Source organism: Brevibacillus humidisoli, from assembly GCF_020923435.1.
GTDB classification, from domain to species: Bacteria; Bacillota; Bacilli; order Brevibacillales; family Brevibacillaceae; genus Brevibacillus_E; species Brevibacillus_E humidisoli.
Window position 1 is genome coordinate 4,465,567 of the sequence record NZ_CP087263.1, and the last position, 16,934, is coordinate 4,482,500.

Genomic DNA, 16,934 nt, shown 5'->3' on the forward strand with positions numbered 1-16,934 from the left:
TTCCGAATAGGTTTTCGCGGGCATGAACAACCCTTACTATGCGACCTGTTTGATCGCCGTTCGGTTGCTTGACATCTGCTTGCTGAGATCTACTTACTCACACGATTTAGTTACATGATTTGATCACACGATTTGTTCACATCCACCTGTTAACTCTACTTGGTCGCATGGGTCCGGGTTCTCAATCAGAATCAAAAGGAGGAGAAGTCACGGTGAAGTTCGATGCGCTGTACTACCCCTATGCATCTCGTCGCACCGTCACCTACGCGAGGAAAGGCATGGTGGCAACATCACAACCGCTTGCTGCCCAGGCGGGGATCGAGATTCTCAAGAAAGGGGGCAACGCGATCGACGCCGCCATCGCGACGGCTGCCGCATTGACCGTTGTAGAGCCCACCTCCAACGGGATTGGTGGGGACGCATTCGCGCTGATCTGGACCGATGGGAAGCTGCACGGTCTGAATGCGAGCGGCCCTGCACCGCGTGGTATCTCTCGGGAGGTTCTGGAGCGAGCCGGCATCAAAGAAATGCCCAGATACGGTTGGGCCCCTGTTACGGTTCCGGGTGCCCCTTCTGCCTGGGCCGAGTTGTCCAAACGCTTCGGCAGGCTGCCATTAACCGAGGTAATGGCACCGGCTATTGCGTACGCCGAAGACGGCTATCCGCTCTCTCCGGTGCTGGCCAGCAACTGGCAGAAAGCGTTTGTCAGCTATCGCCAACAGTTAGCAGGAGAGCAGTTTCGCAGTTGGTTTGACACGTTTGCACCAGAGGGACGACCGCCTCGGGTTGGCGAAATCTGGCGCTCTTCTCATCACGCTCGTACGCTTCAGGCGATTGCGGAAACGGGTCCCGAGTCGTTTTACCGCGGGGATCTGGCAGAGAGAATCGACCATTTTTCCAAACAACATGGCGGCTATCTGCGAGCGGAAGATCTGGCTGCCTATCGGCCGGAGTGGGTGGAACCGATCAGCCTCCATTACCGGGGCTACGATGTGTGGGAAATCCCGCCCAACGGACACGGTTTGGTAGCTTTGATGGCGTTGAATATCCTGAAAGGGTTCTGGTTTGATCAGCGGGATACGGTAGAGACGTATCACCTGCAGCTTGAAGCGATCAAGCTGGCTTATGCGGACGGGAGGAAGTACATCACTGATCCTGCTTTCATGTCTGTACGGGTCGAGGACCTGCTCTCAGACGGTTACGCAGAAGAGCGCCGTCGCCTGATCGGTACAGAGGCGCTGGAGCCTTTGCCCGGCCAGCCGCTGCGCGGCGGAACCGTTTATCTGTGTACCGCGGATGGTGAAGGCAATATGGTCTCGTTTATCCAGAGCAACTACTATGGGTTTGGCTCCGGTCTGGTCGTACCGGGTACCGGGATCGCCCTGCACAATCGCGGATATAACTTCACGCTTGACCCTGCTCACGACAATTGCCTGGCACCGGGGAAAAAACCGTATCACACGATTATTCCCGGATTTCTCACCAAAGATGACAGCCCAGTTGGTCCCTTCGGCGTGATGGGGGGATTTATGCAGCCGCAGGGGCATGTGCAGATGGTGATGAACACAGTAGATTTTGGTCTCAACCCTCAGGCTTCGCTCGATGCTCCACGCTGGCAGTGGAAAGAAGGAAAAGTAGTGGAGTTGGAACAGTCCGTTCCCACCCATATTGCAGAAGCGCTGGCTCGGTGTGGCCACCATGTTCGCGTAGCGCTCGACTCTGGAGAATTTGGGCGGGGACAGATCATCTGGCGACTGGATGACGGTGTGCTTGTCGGGGGAACAGAACCGCGGACCGACGGCCATGTTGCTGTTTGGTAAGAAACCCATATGATCTAATAAACCTGAAAAGCGCAAGTGCAGGTCACCGCAGCGGTGGCCTTTTGCCTTTGTACCCCCTTCCTCCTCTTTAACTCTCCATCAGTCTGCGCGAGTTCGCAAACCAGCACCTTCAGTTGTGGATGCAGCCCCCACTTGTGGTACACTAACTTCGGATTCCCATTTCCAAGATCCTAACCAGTCGAAAAAGAGGATATCCCGAGGGGGGTTACAACATTGAGAGATTATCTGGTACGTGCCACCGGGTTTGGCGGACATGTGAGGGCTTTTGCCGCCCGGACGACAGAAGTAGTAGAGGAAATCCGCCGTCGTCACGATATGTGGAATACGGCTGCTGCCGCGATGGGGCGGACCCTTACCGCGACTGCGATGATGGGGGCGATGTTAAAGGGAGAGGAGCGGATTTCCGTCAAGATCAGGGGCGGGGGGCCGATTGGCCAGATTGTGGCAGAGGCTAACGCCAAAGGTGAGGTGCGCGCCTACGTCAGCAATCCGCACGTTCACTTTGAATTGAACGATCGCGGGAAGCTGGACGTGGCCCGTGCTGTCGGTGTCAACGGCACCCTGTATGTGGTGAAAGACCTGGGAATGCGCGAACCTTATCAAGGCAGCTCGCCGCTTGTCTCTGGAGAGATAGGAGAGGACTTCACCTATTACTTCGTGGTGTCGGAACAGACGCCGTCGGCGGTAGGGGTAGGCGTCCTGGTCAACCCAGAGGATCGGGCTGTGTTGGCCTCCGGCGGATTTATCGTACAGGTGATGCCAGGTGCCCCTGATCAGGTGCTGAATGATTTGGAACAGCGGATCAGTAAACTGCCCCAGGTATCTCGCATGATCGGGGAAGGGTTGACTCCGGAACAGATGCTGGAGCGAATTCTCGACCAGCCGAAGATTGGAAGCCGAATGGAGATTACCTTCTCCTGTACCTGCTCGGAGGAAAAGGTCGGAGAAGTTCTGTACAGCTTGGGTAGAGAAGAACTGAGCGGTATGATTGATGAGCAGGGAGAAGCAGAGGTTCACTGCCATTTTTGCAACCAGCGCTATCATTACGATAAAGAAAAGCTGCAGGAGATGCTGGGTGAGTTGAAACAGTAGGCGCAGTGGACACAGGAGACACAGGAGACACAGGAGACACAGGAAGAGCAGGAAGAGCAGGAAGAGCAGGAAGTAGGTAGGGGCGAAAGAGCACAAAAGCAGAGGGCGTAGAGAATAGAGCATAAGGAACAGAATAGAGAAGAGCCCGGGGACAGGGCATAAAGGAGAGGGAGACTGTGACCAATGCAAGGCTGTTGTGGGGGCTGATCGGGGCCCTGCTGCTGCTGCTGTCAGTTGTTACCTGGTCGTGGTACAAGCAGGAAAGCACCTTTAAGGCGGTTGCTGTGATTGGCGACAAGGCGATCAGTGAAACAGACTGGGTGGCTGAACTGAAGCGAAAATACGGACAACAGGTACTGGAAGAGATGATCAATCGCGAAGTAGTCCAACAAAGTGCGGAGCAGCTGGGGATCACGATCGATCCTAAACGGATCGACCAGGAGTTGGAGACGATGAAAGCCAACTTTGGCGGTGAACAGGCATTTGCCAAAGCCCTACAGGAGGAGATCGGTACCAGTGAACAGGCCCTGCGTGAGCAGATCCGCTACCATTTCTTGCTGCAGGAGGTGGCGACCAAGGATATCGCCGTTGACGAGGAGGATCTTCGCACATATTACAACAAGCACCGGGATGAGTTCACCCAGCCTGCCCAGGCACAGGTCTGGCAGATCGTGGCAGCTTCCTTGGAAGAGGCTCAGCAGGTGCGTCAGGAACTGCGGGATGGGGCCAACTTCAATACCTTGGCCAAAGAGCGCTCGATCGATATGGTGACAGCGGCATCGGGTGGAGACCTGGGCTGGGTGGATCTAAACAGCGGCTTGCTGCCGGAGAATGCGGCCCGGGTGGCGTCGACCATCGAACTGGGCACAGACAGTGAACCGATACAGGTCAACCAGGGATATATGATCATTCGCATTATCGACCGAAAGGAAGCGGTGGAGTTGTCGTTTGAACAGGCGCGAGAACAAATCCGTCAGCAAATCGCACTCTCACAGGTTTCGCTCGACGAAGTGCTGGAACGCTTGAAACAAGCGGTTGGAGTGGAACGACCTGGCGAAACAATGGATTGACGAAATTTTTCTCCATCTGCTATAATACCTATAAAACCTAGTTACTTACTCGGTATTTAGGAGGCGGATTATGCGAGTAGCTCAGTCGATTACCGATTTAATTGGAAATACCCCACTGGTCAAGTTGAACCGGGTTGTTACGGCAGATATGGCTGACATTTATCTCAAACTGGAGTTCTTTAACCCCGGCAGCAGCGTAAAGGATCGGATTGCTTTGGCGATGATTGAAGCTGCCGAGCAGGAAGGAATTCTTAAACCAGGAGATACGATCATTGAACCGACCAGCGGCAATACCGGGATTGGCCTAGCGATGGTAGCGGCGGCCAAAGGGTACCGTACGATTCTGGTCATGCCTGACACGATGAGTATGGAGCGCCGCAACCTGCTTCGTGCATATGGGGCGGAACTGGTACTGACGCCCGGAAGCGAGGGTATGGGCGGCGCGATTCGCAAGGCTGAGGAGATCGTACGAGCCAACCCTGCCTACTTTATGCCGCAGCAGTTCCGCAATCCAGCCAATCCCAAGGTACATCGCGACACCACGGGTCAAGAGCTTTTGGAGCAGGCCAAGGAATTGGGTGGGATCGATGCGTTTATCTCAGGGATCGGGACGGGCGGTACCATCACCGGGGCAGGTCAGCTGCTGAAGGAAGTCTACCCCAACGCGCATATTGTCGCAGTAGAACCAGCTGCTTCACCTGTCTTGTCCGGAGGCAAGCCAGGTCCGCATAAGATCCAGGGCATAGGTGCGGGATTTGTACCGGAAATCTTGGATACGGAGGTTTACGACGAGGTCATCAAGGTAGAAAACGAGGAAGCGTTTGATACAGCCCGCCGTGTCGCCCGGCAGGAGGGTGTACTAGGGGGTATCTCGTCGGGAGCGGCCATCTTTGCTGCTCTGCAAGTAGCCAAACGCCTCGGCCCCGGCAAAAAAGTGGTTGCCGTGATCCCAAGCAACGGCGAACGTTACCTGTCCACGCCACTCTATCAGTTCGAAGAGTAAGAAAAACGGCAGAACCGCCTCTCGCAGGCGGTTCTTTTCCATGCTATGATGGGGTGGACAGAGTCTTTCATTGACGTACTGACCGGAGTGTGAATCGCGTTGATCTGGCCTGATTTTGCAGAAGTAAAGAACTACAGTTTCGAGTATCCACGTCTTCCTTTAGCGGCAAAAGTAAGCTGGCCGGATTCGCTTGATCCTTTTCATCTGCTCAAACAGCTTGCTTCCTCTCTGGAAGGGGCGGCTCTCCTGGAGAGCGGCCGTGCCGGGCGATACAGCTACCTGGGGTGGCAGCCGATCCTTAGCCTTCGCAGCAAAGGAGGCACGGCCACCATCCGTTACGCCGACGGCACGGAGGAGACAGTCACCCACAGCCAACCGTTGACCGTCCTTCGTGAGCTGATGAAGTCCTATCGGGCGCCGAAACTGGCTGGGCTGCCCGATTTTTCAGGGGGGGCAGTCGGCTATCTAAGCTATGAGATGAACCGTTTTTTTGAACCTACCCTGCCGCAAACGGCAGACGACGACTTACGACTGCCCGATCTCTATGTTATGATGTACGAAGATCTGCTCATCTTTGACCACGAGCAGCGGGAACTTATTTGCCTCACCCATCTTGCCGCCGACAGTCTGACAGAAGAGTCGTATCAGGTAGCTGCGGACAGGCTGATGACACATCTGCATCAGCTCACACAGCTCGTCACCCATGAGCCGACGGCAGATTGGGAAGAGCTTCGCAAACACCCACTGCAGTCCGACAAGCCGGCAGCGGTGTCGTTTGACCAGGAGAAGTTCGAAGCGGCTGTCCGCCGCGTGCAAGAGTACATTGCGCAAGGGGACGTCTTTCAGGTGAACTTGTCCGTGCGGCAATCGAAACCGGTAGACGCAAGCGCCGATCAGATATACGAGGTGCTGCGGCGGCTCAATCCGTCACCGTACATGGGCTACCTCCACTTCCCGGAGTTCCAGTTGGTGAGCGGTTCACCAGAACTGCTGATCAAAGTGAGGGACGGCTGGGTCAGCACCCGACCGATCGCTGGCACTCGCCCGCGCGGAAGAGATGAACGAGAGGACGAAGCCCTCGCCCGAGAACTGATCGACAATGAAAAGGAACGGGCGGAGCATGTGATGTTGGTGGACCTGGAGCGCAACGACCTGGGGCGCGTCTGTCGATACGGGAGCGTGGAAGTAAGTGAGTTCATGGTTGTCGAAAAGTACTCCCATGTGATGCACATCGTTTCCCACGTTCGCGGTCAGCTGGCAGCGGGTAAAGATGCATACGAGGCGATAGCGGCTGCTTTTCCCGGCGGCACGATCACGGGCGCGCCAAAAGTGCGAACGATGGAGATCATCGACGAACTGGAGCCGGTTACCCGCGGCGTCTATACCGGTTCGATCGGCTGGTTTGGATTTGATGGAGACGTAGAGTTGAATATTGCAATCCGCACGATGATTGTCAAGGATGGACTAGCCCATGTTCAGGCTGGGGCCGGCATTGTGATTGATTCGTCTCCTGAGGCAGAGTACCGTGAGTCGTTGAAGAAAGCAGAGGCATTGTGGAAGGCGTTGGAGCTGAGTGAGTTGAGAATGAAGAGCTAGGAGGAGAAGAGTTGTGATCGTGATGATTGACAATTATGATTCGTTTACCTTTAACCTGGTGCAGTTTGTCGGTGAACTGGGCCAAGAACTGCTGGTTTATCGCAACGACAAGATTACGGTGGAGCAGATCGAGGCTCTCGCCCCTGATTACCTGATGATTTCCCCGGGACCCTGCACTCCCAACGAAGCGGGGATCAGCGTGGACGTGATCCGTCATTTTGCCGGAAAGATTCCGATTCTCGGCGTGTGTCTCGGACATCAATCGATTGGCCAGGTGTTTGGCGCAACCGTCAGCCGTGCCCAGCGTTTGATGCATGGCAAAACCTCAGAGGTATATCACGACGGAAAGACCCTTTTCGAAGGTATCCCCTCACCGTTTACGGCTGCCCGCTACCATTCCTTGATCCTGGAGGCGGACAGCATCCCGGATGTACTGGAAGTAACGGCACGGACAGCAGAGGGAGAGGTAATGGCCGTCCGTCACAAGATCTACCCGATAGAAGGAGTCCAGTTTCACCCTGAGTCGATCATCACGCAGTACGGCAAACAACTGCTTCAAAACTTCCTGTCGACATATTCCAGGGAACGGAGCCAGGCGATCTAATATCGGACCGGGCACACAAATACGTTGATCATAAAGATAAAGCAGACACCTAGCCGTTGACGCTCAGGTGTCTGTTCGTTTTTGCCGGGTTCATACCAAGCAGCACCTGGTCCCAGTTTAGTTTGCCGTAGTACCCCGATCGTGTCATCATCAAATCTCCTCCATGCTGCGCAGCTCGGAACGAAAGACGTCAATCTCCTGATTACTCCTCCATCTTTGCATCATCGACCAAATGTTTACACCCCTTTTACATATCGCTTTGCATCTGCCGGCCAAAAGCCAGAAACGACGCGACTTCCCCCGCTACCCCTCATTTGTTTTCAGAAAAGCTGGAATTCACAACAACTTTATCTCCCGTTTACGGATGGTAAAAAGTAGGCCCGTACAATCAAGGATGTATGGTCTCGTTATCATCCGATTGAGAAAAGGGAGCGATGAGCGAATGGAAGTAAATCGTCGACAGTTTTTGGGCTACCTGGGGAAAGGGGCAGCCGCTTTGGCCGTCGCCTCTGCTGGTCTGGGCAGTTTGAGCGGACAGGCAGAAGCAAAGACGGCAGACCATCTGTTCGGTTTTGAAAAGACGAAGAAGACCAAGAAGACCGTTGGTTTTTTTAAACCGATCGAACATACCACCAAAGATGATCTCGTGCTGCCAGAAGGGTTCAAATACGATGTGGTTGCTGCTTTCGGAGACAAGATCAACGAGAAGGGCGACACCTTTGGGTTTAACAACGACTTCACCCTTTACTTCCCGATCGACGGCTCCAGCGAGCGGGGCCTGCTCTGGGTCAATCACGAATACACCAATCCAATGTTTGTAGAAGGGCCAAAACAAGGCGGCAAGTACACCGCGAAGCAAATCGAACAACTGCTGTACAACCAGGGTGGCTCAATCATCGAAGTATATCGCGACAGCGACGGCGTATGGAAGATGGATACCAGCTCCAAGCACGCCCGCCGCATTACCGGTCTCACACCTTTCCAACTGACCGGTCCGGCCGCAGGATCGAAAGCGGTGAATGGAGCCACGAAGGCGCAAGGAACGTTTGCCAACTGTTCAGGGGGCAAGACATTGTGGAACACGGTGCTCTCCTGTGAGGAGAACTACGAGTATACGGCAAAGGATGCCGGGCTTGATGCAACCCATTACGGCTGGGTAGTGGAAGTGGCGCCGTTTGATGAATCTTTCGCGGTACGCAAACATACGTCACTCGGTCGGTTCAACCATGAGAACACTGCGATGGGTCTCACCAAGGATGGCCGTGTCGCTGTCTACATGGGTGATGACAAAAAAGATGCGGGTGTGTACAAGTTTATTTCCAAAGGCAAATACGATGAAGCGGCCGGCTTGAAAAACTCCGCTCTCTTGGAAGAGGGAACGCTTTACGCCGCCAATCTGAAAAAAGGCGTCTGGGTAGAGCTGACCATCGAAGCGGTGCAAAAGGCATTGGCCAGCGAGTCGTTTAAAGTTCCGTACAATGTCGGCTACAGCAAAGAAGAGTTGGTCGCGATGTTCCAGACACAGGCCGATGTTTTGGTCCACACGCACGAAGCAGCGATGATCCTCGGCGCTACGCCGACTGACCGTCCGGAAGATGTAGAGATCAGTCCGTTTGACAACACCATCTTCATCGCTCATACCAACAATGATAAACACGGCAACATCCATGGTCACATCACTCGCTTCTTCGAACAGGACGGCGATCTGGGAGCGATGCAGTTCAACTTTGAGATCTTTGCGGCAGGCGGCCGTCAGAGCGGGTTTAGTGCGCCCGACAACCTGACCTTCGACAGCAACGGCAACCTCTGGACCGTTACGGACATCTCCGGCAGCAGCATGAACAAAGGCGTATTCGTGCCGTTTGCCAACAACGGCATGTATGTGATTCCAACGTCGGGTGATCATCAGGGAGAAGCGTTCCAATTCGCTTCCGCTCCGGTAGATGCAGAATTGACCGGTCCCTGGTTTACGCCGGATGAAAAAACACTGTTCTTGGCTGTACAGCATCCAGGTGAGCAGTCTGACAGCTTGAACGAATTGACCAGTAAATGGCCGCATCGTCCTGGGGATACCATTCCCCGCCCTGCTGTCGTCGCCATTACCGGTTTCAAATTTTAGGAGTTGAGCGACTATGTTATCCAGCATCGGAATTCCCGGTTTGATCCTCATCCTGATCATCGCCCTTGTGATTTTTGGTCCCAGCAAACTGCCGGAAATCGGACGTGCGTTTGGGCGCACACTGACGGAGTTTAAGACGGCAGCCAAAGATTTAACCAAGGATGATGCGGATGAAAAGAAGGAGAAACCTGTCGAAACAAGTTCACGGACAGAGACAGCCGTGTTGACCGAGGGATCTGCGGAAATCGCTAAGCGGGTCAACTAAGCTGCATAGGAGGAGACGGGGCAGTGCGGACAGCGCGCTGCCTTCGTCGTTTCAGCAAGGTGATTTGGTTCTGGTAAACACAGGAGTGGAATTAGTAGATGCATGAGGAGAGGAGAATGTGCGGTGGATCAGCGTAAAATGAACGTGATCGAGCATCTCGGCGACCTGCGGAAGCGTCTGATCATCGTGATCGGCTTCTTTTTTGTCAGCCTGATCATCTGTTTCTTGTTTGTTGACCATATTTATCACTTTTTGGCCAATCGTTCCGAAGAGAAGCTGGCCATCCTCGGTCCGACCGATATCCTATCGATCTATCTCAAGCTGGCTGGTATCGGTGCGGTTGCTTTTACGATTCCAGTCGCTGCCTATCAGATGTGGCGGTTTGTGGAGCCGGCATTGACGGAGCGAGAGCGGAGAGTAACCTTGATGTATGTCCCCGCTTTGTTCTTGTTGTTTGTGGCGGGACTTAGTTTCTCTTATTTTGTGCTGTTTCCGATGACGTATCAGTTTGTACTGGGACTCTCAAACGGCAACTTTGACTTGGTGATTACCGCTAACGACTATTTCCGTTTTATGATTAACCTCTCTCTGCCGTTTGGCTTTCTGTTTGAACTGCCGGTTGTGGTCTTGTTTTTAAGCCACCTCGGACTGCTCAACCCGCATCGGCTGGCAAAGTTGCGCAAGCCGGCCTACTTTTTGCTATGCGTCATTTCCATCACGATTACACCGCCTGATTTTGTCTCTGACGTACTGGTGATTGTTCCGCTGCTCGCGCTGTACGAGATCAGCATCTCCCTCTCCCGACTGATCCATGGAAAGCGGCTGAAACAGCAAGCGGAGACTGCCCTTTCCGGGGAAAGCATGGTATGATACAGACAATGAGACTACCATGTGACGGTGAGAGAGATGTTGGTGTACCTAAACAGTCAGATTGTCCCGATCGAAGAGGCCAGGATATCGGCAGTTGACCACGGCTTTCTGTACGGGGTGGGACTTTTTGAGACCATGCGGGTCTACAACAGGCGAATGTTTCTGTGGGAACGCCACCTCGATCGGTTAAAGCAGGGGCTCGACGCGCTGCAGATTCGCCTTCCTTGGACCGATCAAGAGCTGCTGCAAGCGGTGGAACAGACGGTTGACGCCAACGGTTTGCGCGATGCTTATGTCCGGCTCGATATCACAGCCGGTCCGGAAGGGTTGGGGCTCATCGCGGAAGGATACACTCGTCCCACTCTGCTGGTCTATGCCAAGCCGGTGCCGCCGATTGCCGAACCGCCATCGTCCAAGAAGCTGCAGATCGTCTCCATTCCCCGCCAGACGGTGGAAGGAAAACAGCGCTACAAATCGCATACGTTTGTCAACAATGTCCTGGCCAAGCTGGAGGTCGGCTCCGATCCCGGTGTGGAAGGACTTTTTCTCACCACAGAGGGGTTTGTCTGCGAGGGGATTGTCAGCAACATTTTTTGGGTAAAACATAATAGGCTGTATACGCCGGCACTGTCGACTGGGATTCTCGCCGGGATTACCCGCAGCTTTGTGATCGATTTGGCCTGCGAGCAGGGACTGGAAGTGCGGGAAGGAGAGTATGTACCCGAAGCGTTACGATCAGCAGACGAGGCATTTCTGACCAATTCGATCCAGGAAATCGTTCCGGTCAGTCACATCAATCAATCTCCTCTGACTAGTACTGGAGGACCGATTACGCTCAAGTTGCGCCAGGCATATCGTCAATCGGTAGAATTGCTTGGGTAATTGTGGTATGCTATCGACAACATGTAAGAGAGGGACGCAGAATGATGATGCACAATCCTTACCCCGTACACGAACTGACCCAGGATTCGGTTGCGGCTGAGTTGAGGCAAGCCGGCATTGCTGCCGACCAAACAGCACTGCTGACCGCTAAGGGAGAAACACGGCTGATCCATGTGGAAAACATGTCCCGTCAAGCGGCCGAGCTGCTTCAACAGACGATTCGGGATTGCGGAGGAGACGGGATCATCCAGGAGTCATGGACGGACATGGATGGGGAGAAGTGGAGCGCTCTGCTGACAGCCACCCGCCAACAGTGGGACGATCTGTTGGACAAGCTGCACAGCCGACCACATGGCCTGGACCGACTAGGGATGGAGATTGCCGAGCTGTTTCACCGCAGGCAGCAGTTGCGTGAGCGCCGGCAGCTTGTCTGTGGGCCGCACACGCTGCCGCTTGGACAGCGAACCTTGGTGATGGGCATCCTCAATGTCACGCCGGATTCGTTCTCCGACGGAGGACGATTTGCCGCTCTTGACCGTGCACTTGCCCACGCTCACGAACTGGTGGCAGCGGGAGCAGATATCATTGACATCGGCGGCGAGTCAACTCGTCCGGGAGCGGAACCCGTTGAGTTGGCGGAGGAGCTGGCACGCGTACTGCCAATCATTGAGGCGCTTGCCCGCGAGTGTCCTGTTCCCCTATCCATCGATACGTACAAGGCAGAAGTAGCCAGACAGGCAGTCGCATCCGGCGCCCACATCATCAACGACGTGTGGGGAGCAAAGCGAGACCCGATGATGGCTGCGGTCGCGGCCCGTTTGGACGTTCCCTTGATCCTGATGCATAATCGGACGGATATGAACTACACCCATTTTTTCAGCGACATGGTTCGCGATCTGCGGGGATCGGTGCAGGTTGCCCGTGAAGCCGGAGTAAGAGACGACCAGATCATCCTTGATCCCGGCATTGGTTTTGCCAAAACGCTGGAGCACAACTTGGAGACCATGCGTCGCCTTGACGATCTTGTCTCCTTGGGTTATCCGGTTCTGCTCGGCACATCGCGCAAATCGATGATTGGCCGTGTGCTTGATCTGCCGGTGGAGGAACGGCTGGAAGGGACGGCGGCGACTGTCGCCCTCGGTGCGGCCAAAGGCTGCCATATCGTACGTGTCCACGACGTCAAACAGATGAAACGAGTCGTCACGATGATGGATGCGATGCTAAAAGGGGGCCATCCCGTTGGACAAGCTGTACTTTAACCGCATGTCGTTCTACGGCTATCATGGTGTGTTTGCTGCGGAGGCACAGCTTGGGCAGCGGTTTTATGTCGATTTGGAACTGTCGCTCGACCTCTCTCGGGCGGGCAGCAGTGATGATCTGCAGGATACGGTCAACTATGCCGAGATCTTTGAGCAGGTGAGAGCGATCGTCGAGGAGGAGCGCTATCAGTTGATCGAAAAGCTGACCCAGCGCATTGCCGAACAACTGCTCGCCACCTTTCCACTTGCAGAGGCCAAGGTAACTGTAACCAAGCCCAATCCGCCGATTAACGGCCATTATGAGTCGGTTGCGATTGAGATGGTACGCAGACGCGGGGATGGGCAGACGAAATGACGGTGCGTGTTTACCTCGCTTTGGGATCGAACATCGGAGACCGCCCACAAAATCTTCGTCGAGCGGTTCAACTGCTTGATGCGACGGAAACCATCTCGGTACAAAAACTCTCAGCCGTCTACGAGACAGAGCCAGTCGGGTACGAGGAACAACCCGCCTTTCTTAATATGGTGATTGCGGCCGACACGGAACTGACGCCATCTCAACTGCTGGAAGCAGTGCTCGCCGTTGAGACGCAGATGGGACGGGTCCGTACCATTCGTTGGGGGCCGCGCTTGATCGACATTGACATCCTGCTGTACGGACGGGAAACCGTCAACTCGCCTAATCTGCAGATCCCCCATCCGCGCATGCCGGAACGTGGATTCGTCCTGATTCCGCTGCGCGATGTATGGGGAGAAGAAGATGTACTGCCGTTCTTTGACAAGCCGCTGCAGGAGTATATCGAGACTCTTGCACTGGACAAGGAGGTGCACGTATGGGGGACGCTCGACTGGGGAACCGGATCCGGGCCTTCCGCAAGCTGAAAGGATATACCCAACAATCGTTGGCAGAGGAAATGGGTGTTTCGCTTGCGCTTGTTGGATCGCTGGAAAGGGGAACCAAAACACCATCTGAGAGAGTCTTGCGCAAGATCGCCAGCACTTTACAGGTCGAACTAGAGGAATTGTGTGCTATAACTGATAAAAAGGGTTTGTAAATAAAACGTGATATATTCTCTGGAAAGGAGGCGTGCAACCTGCGATGAAAATCGGGACGATTGAACTGAAAAACAATGTTGTTCTAGCACCGATGGCCGGGGTATGCAATCCGGCGTTTCGTCTGATTGCCAAAGAGTTTGGAACCGGTCTGGTTTGTGCTGAGATGGTTAGCGACAAGGGAATTGTGCACGGAAACAAGAAGACGATGGATATGTTGTTCGTGGACGAACGGGAGAAACCGCTCAGCCTGCAGATTTTTGGCGGTGACAGGGAAACGTTGGTGGAAGCGGCCAAGTATGTAGACCAACACACCAACGCTGACATCATCGATATCAACATGGGATGTCCCGTGCCGAAAATCGTCAACTGTGAAGCGGGTGCACGACTTTTGCTGGATCCGAATAAGATTTATGAAGTCGTCTCTGCGGTCGTCGATGCGGTCGACAAACCTGTAACGGTGAAGATGCGGCTCGGCTGGGATGATGAGCACCTGTACGCCATTGAAAACGCACAGGCGATCGAGCGGGCCGGGGCTCAAGCGATTGCCGTACACGGCCGTACCCGCGTGCAGATGTACAAGGGAAAAGCTGATTGGAACTGGATTGGCAGGGTGAAGGAGGCCGTAAAGATACCCGTGATTGGCAACGGGGATGTCGCCACACCAGAAGACGCCCGCAACATGTTGGACACAACGGGGTGTGACGGTGTGATGATCGGACGCGCCGCACTCGGAAACCCGTGGATGTTGTACCGAACCATCCAGTATCTGACGACAGGTGAACTGCCGTCGGAGCCGACGCCGCGCGAGAAAGTGGAGATTTGTCTGCTGCATGCAGAGCGGCTGATCCAGTTAAAAGGACCGCGCGTAGGGGTACTGGAGATGCGCAAGCACGCAGCCTGGTATCTAAAAGGACTGCCGGGCTCAACCCACACGAAAAACGTGATTAACCAAGTGGAGACAGAAGAAGCATTGCGCCGTGCCTTGCTCGATTACGTCGAATGGGTGGAGCGCAGGCCAGATGATCAGGCAGAATCGGCGGAACAGGAAGAGGTTCAGGTTGCCAATTACTAAGCAAATCCAATCATTGACAACCCTACCTTCATATCCTATAATACGTCGTATTATCGCATCAGAGCTGCCAGTAGCCTGGCAGCTTTCCCTATGACCGTTTGGAAACTGTCCGTCCCTTTCGTATAATGATGGGGACATCTACATATAATCCTGTGTACTTTTTGCACCGGGATAGCAAATACTATAAACGGGGGAATCAGAAGATGTCGGAAAAAGAAGTTATTCTCACGCCTGAGGGCCTGGCCAAGTTGGAACAGGAACTGGAAGATCTGAAAACGGTGAAACGGAAAGAAGTAGCCGCACGGATTAAAGAAGCAATCAGCTATGGAGATATCAGCGAGAACTCGGAGTACGAAGAAGCAAAAAACGAACAGGCATTTATTGAAGGTCGAATCTTAACTCTGGAGAAAATGCTGCGCAATGCCCGCATCATCACCAACGAAGATGTCGATACCGGCATGGTCAGCGTCGGTTCCACCGTTCGTCTCAAAGATCTGGAGTTCGGAGACATCGTCGAATATACGATCGTTGGCTCGGCTGAGTCAGATCCTTTGAACAACAAGATTTCCAATGAATCTCCTGTTGGGCAGGCGCTGCTGGGCAAGACCAAAGGGGCTGTTGTCGACGTACAGGTTCCTGCTGGTGTGATCAAGTACGAGATTTTGGATATCAACCTGTAACAGGACCCAGGCGTACCTGCATGTGGAGGTACGCCCCTGTCGTTATAGATGAGGGATTAGACTTGTTTGCAAGGAGTGGATGACTGGCATGGCACGGGAAGAAGATTTGCAGCAAGAGGACCAAAGCGAGCAGCAAGAACAGAGCATGCACGAACTTCTGCAGGTTCGTCACGACAAGATGAATCAGCTGCGCAATTGGCAGATTGATCCGTTCGGCAGAAAGTTTGCACAGACCCATCACGCTGAAGAGATTATCGCTTTGCACGGAGACAAGGAAAAAGAGCAGTTGGCGGAGGAAAACAATGCCGTGACCATTGCCGGTCGCCTGATGGCCAAGCGGGAGATGGGGAAGGCCAGTTTTGGACAACTCCTCGATGTGAGTGGACAGATTCAGATCTACGTGCGCAAAGATACGGTTGGAGATGAAGCGTACAAAGTATTTGAACTGTGCGACATTGGCGACATCGTTGGCGTGTCGGGGACTGTTTTTAAGACCAAGACGGGAGAGCTGAGCGTAAAGGCAAACGAGCTCACCTTCCTCAGCAAATCACTGCGCCCGCTTCCGGAGAAATACCACGGACTGAAAGACGTGGAAACCCGTTACCGCAAGCGTTACGTTGACCTGATTGTAAACCCTGAGGTGAGGAAAACGTTTATTACGCGCAGCCGGATTGTGTCGGCGATGCGCCGCTATTTGGACGACATGGGCTATCTGGAAGTGGAGACGCCAACTATGCACGCCATTGCCGGTGGTGCATCGGCGCGTCCGTTTATCACCCATCATAATGCGTTGGACATGCAGTTGTACATGCGCATTGCGATTGAGCTGCACTTGAAGCGGTTAATAGTCGGCGGGTTGGAAAAAGTGTATGAAATCGGTCGCGTTTATCGCAACGAGGGTATTTCCACGCGCCATAATCCTGAGTTTACAATGATCGAACTGTACGAAGCATACGCTGATTTTGAGGACATCATGAAACTGACGGAAAACCTGATCGCTCACATCGCGCAAGAGGTTTTGGGCAAGACGGTGATTACCTATCAAGGACATCAGGTTGATCTGACACCGCCATGGCGACGCGTTCACATGGTTGACTTGATCAAGGAACATGTCGGCATTGATTTCTGGCAGGAGATGTCGGATGACCAAGCGCGTCAGCTTGCCAAGGAACATGGAGTTACGGTTGAGCCGCATCATACCTTTGGCCATGTGGTGAACGAGTTCTTTGAACAGAAGATAGAAGAAACATTGATCCAGCCAACATTTGTCTACGGCCATCCTGTAGCGATTTCACCACTGGCCAAGAAAAATGAGCAAGATCCTCGTTTTACGGATCGGTTTGAATTGTTTATCGTGGCGCGAGAACACGCCAATGCCTTTACCGAGCTGAACGATCCGATCGATCAGCGTCAACGGTTTGAAGCTCAGCTGCTGGAAAAAGAGGCTGGCAACGATGAGGCGCATGAGATGGATGAGGATTTTATCGAAGCACTAGAATATGGGATGCCGCCAACCGGTGGATTG

17 protein-coding genes (1 of these 17 running past the window's edge) are annotated in these 16,934 nt (G+C 53.9%); all 17 read left to right on the plus strand.

Translation table 11 applies throughout. The features are described 5' to 3' along the window. Nucleotides 1–167 precede the first annotated feature (167 nt). On the plus strand, nt 168–1,820 hold the full coding sequence (locus tag LOK74_RS21715; RefSeq protein ID WP_230047093.1) for a gamma-glutamyltransferase family protein: 1,653 nt from the start codon (nt 168–170) through the stop codon (nt 1,818–1,820). Between the two features lie 234 nt (nt 1,821–2,054). Beyond that, complete coding sequence (gene hslO, locus LOK74_RS21720; RefSeq protein ID WP_230044054.1) at nt 2,055–2,933, plus strand: Hsp33 family molecular chaperone HslO; 879 nt, start codon at nt 2,055–2,057, stop codon at nt 2,931–2,933. Nucleotides 2,934–3,109: 176 nt separating this feature from the next. Further along, a complete protein-coding gene (locus tag LOK74_RS21725; protein ID WP_230044055.1) occupies nt 3,110–4,003 on the plus strand; it encodes a peptidyl-prolyl cis-trans isomerase in 894 nt (297 codons plus the stop codon). A gap of 70 nt (nt 4,004–4,073) precedes the next feature. Further along, a complete protein-coding gene (cysK, locus tag LOK74_RS21730) occupies nt 4,074–5,006 on the plus strand; it encodes a cysteine synthase A (RefSeq protein ID WP_230044056.1) in 933 nt (310 codons plus the stop codon). A 102-nt stretch (nt 5,007–5,108) separates the two neighbouring features. Then, nucleotides 5,109–6,602: an anthranilate synthase component I family protein gene (locus LOK74_RS21735; protein WP_230047094.1), complete on the plus strand. Its 1,494-nt coding sequence runs from the start codon at nt 5,109–5,111 to the stop codon at nt 6,600–6,602. A gap of 13 nt (nt 6,603–6,615) precedes the next feature. Beyond that, nucleotides 6,616–7,206 carry an aminodeoxychorismate/anthranilate synthase component II gene (gene pabA / locus LOK74_RS21740; RefSeq protein WP_230044057.1) on the plus strand — a complete coding sequence of 197 codons (591 nt, stop codon included), beginning with the start codon at nt 6,616–6,618 and terminating at the stop codon, nt 7,204–7,206. A 442-nt stretch (nt 7,207–7,648) separates the two neighbouring features. Further along, a complete protein-coding gene (locus LOK74_RS21745) occupies nt 7,649–9,325 on the plus strand; it encodes a PhoX family protein (RefSeq protein WP_230044058.1) in 1,677 nt (558 codons plus the stop codon). A 13-nt stretch (nt 9,326–9,338) separates the two neighbouring features. Beyond that, a complete protein-coding gene (gene tatA / locus LOK74_RS21750) occupies nt 9,339–9,590 on the plus strand; it encodes a twin-arginine translocase TatA/TatE family subunit (protein WP_230044059.1) in 252 nt (83 codons plus the stop codon). Between the two features lie 123 nt (nt 9,591–9,713). Next, nucleotides 9,714–10,460 (plus strand): twin-arginine translocase subunit TatC, encoded by a 747-nt coding sequence (tatC, locus tag LOK74_RS21755; RefSeq protein WP_230044060.1) that lies wholly within the window; start codon nt 9,714–9,716, stop codon nt 10,458–10,460. A gap of 36 nt (nt 10,461–10,496) precedes the next feature. Next, the gene (gene pabC, locus LOK74_RS21760; protein ID WP_230047095.1) at nt 10,497–11,342 is read left to right on the plus strand and encodes an aminodeoxychorismate lyase; all 846 of its coding nucleotides are present in this window, start codon (nt 10,497–10,499) and stop codon (nt 11,340–11,342) included. 41 nt (nt 11,343–11,383) lie between these two features. Further along, a complete protein-coding gene (gene folP, locus LOK74_RS21765; RefSeq protein WP_230044061.1) occupies nt 11,384–12,601 on the plus strand; it encodes a dihydropteroate synthase in 1,218 nt (405 codons plus the stop codon). After that, the gene (folB, locus tag LOK74_RS21770) at nt 12,582–12,956 is read left to right on the plus strand and encodes a dihydroneopterin aldolase (protein ID WP_230044062.1); all 375 of its coding nucleotides are present in this window, start codon (nt 12,582–12,584) and stop codon (nt 12,954–12,956) included. Before folP ends, folB begins: the two co-directional genes overlap by 20 nt. Further along, nucleotides 12,953–13,483 (plus strand): 2-amino-4-hydroxy-6-hydroxymethyldihydropteridine diphosphokinase, encoded by a 531-nt coding sequence (gene folK / locus LOK74_RS21775; RefSeq protein ID WP_230044063.1) that lies wholly within the window; start codon nt 12,953–12,955, stop codon nt 13,481–13,483. The genes folB and folK overlap by 4 nt, the downstream gene beginning before the upstream one ends. Beyond that, on the plus strand, nt 13,435–13,656 hold the full coding sequence (locus tag LOK74_RS21780; RefSeq protein WP_230044064.1) for a helix-turn-helix transcriptional regulator: 222 nt from the start codon (nt 13,435–13,437) through the stop codon (nt 13,654–13,656). Before folK ends, LOK74_RS21780 begins: the two co-directional genes overlap by 49 nt. A 44-nt stretch (nt 13,657–13,700) precedes the next feature. After that, nucleotides 13,701–14,729: a tRNA dihydrouridine synthase DusB gene (gene dusB, locus LOK74_RS21785; protein WP_230044065.1), complete on the plus strand. Its 1,029-nt coding sequence runs from the start codon at nt 13,701–13,703 to the stop codon at nt 14,727–14,729. A gap of 203 nt (nt 14,730–14,932) precedes the next feature. Further along, complete coding sequence (gene greA / locus LOK74_RS21790) at nt 14,933–15,409, plus strand: transcription elongation factor GreA (protein ID WP_230044066.1); 477 nt, start codon at nt 14,933–14,935, stop codon at nt 15,407–15,409. A gap of 88 nt (nt 15,410–15,497) precedes the next feature. Then, nucleotides 15,498–16,934: the 5' portion of a lysine--tRNA ligase gene (gene lysS / locus LOK74_RS21795; RefSeq protein WP_230044067.1), read on the plus strand. 105 nt of this gene lie beyond the right edge of the window; only the first 1,437 of its 1,542 coding nucleotides appear in the window; the start codon lies at nt 15,498–15,500; its stop codon lies off the right edge, out of view.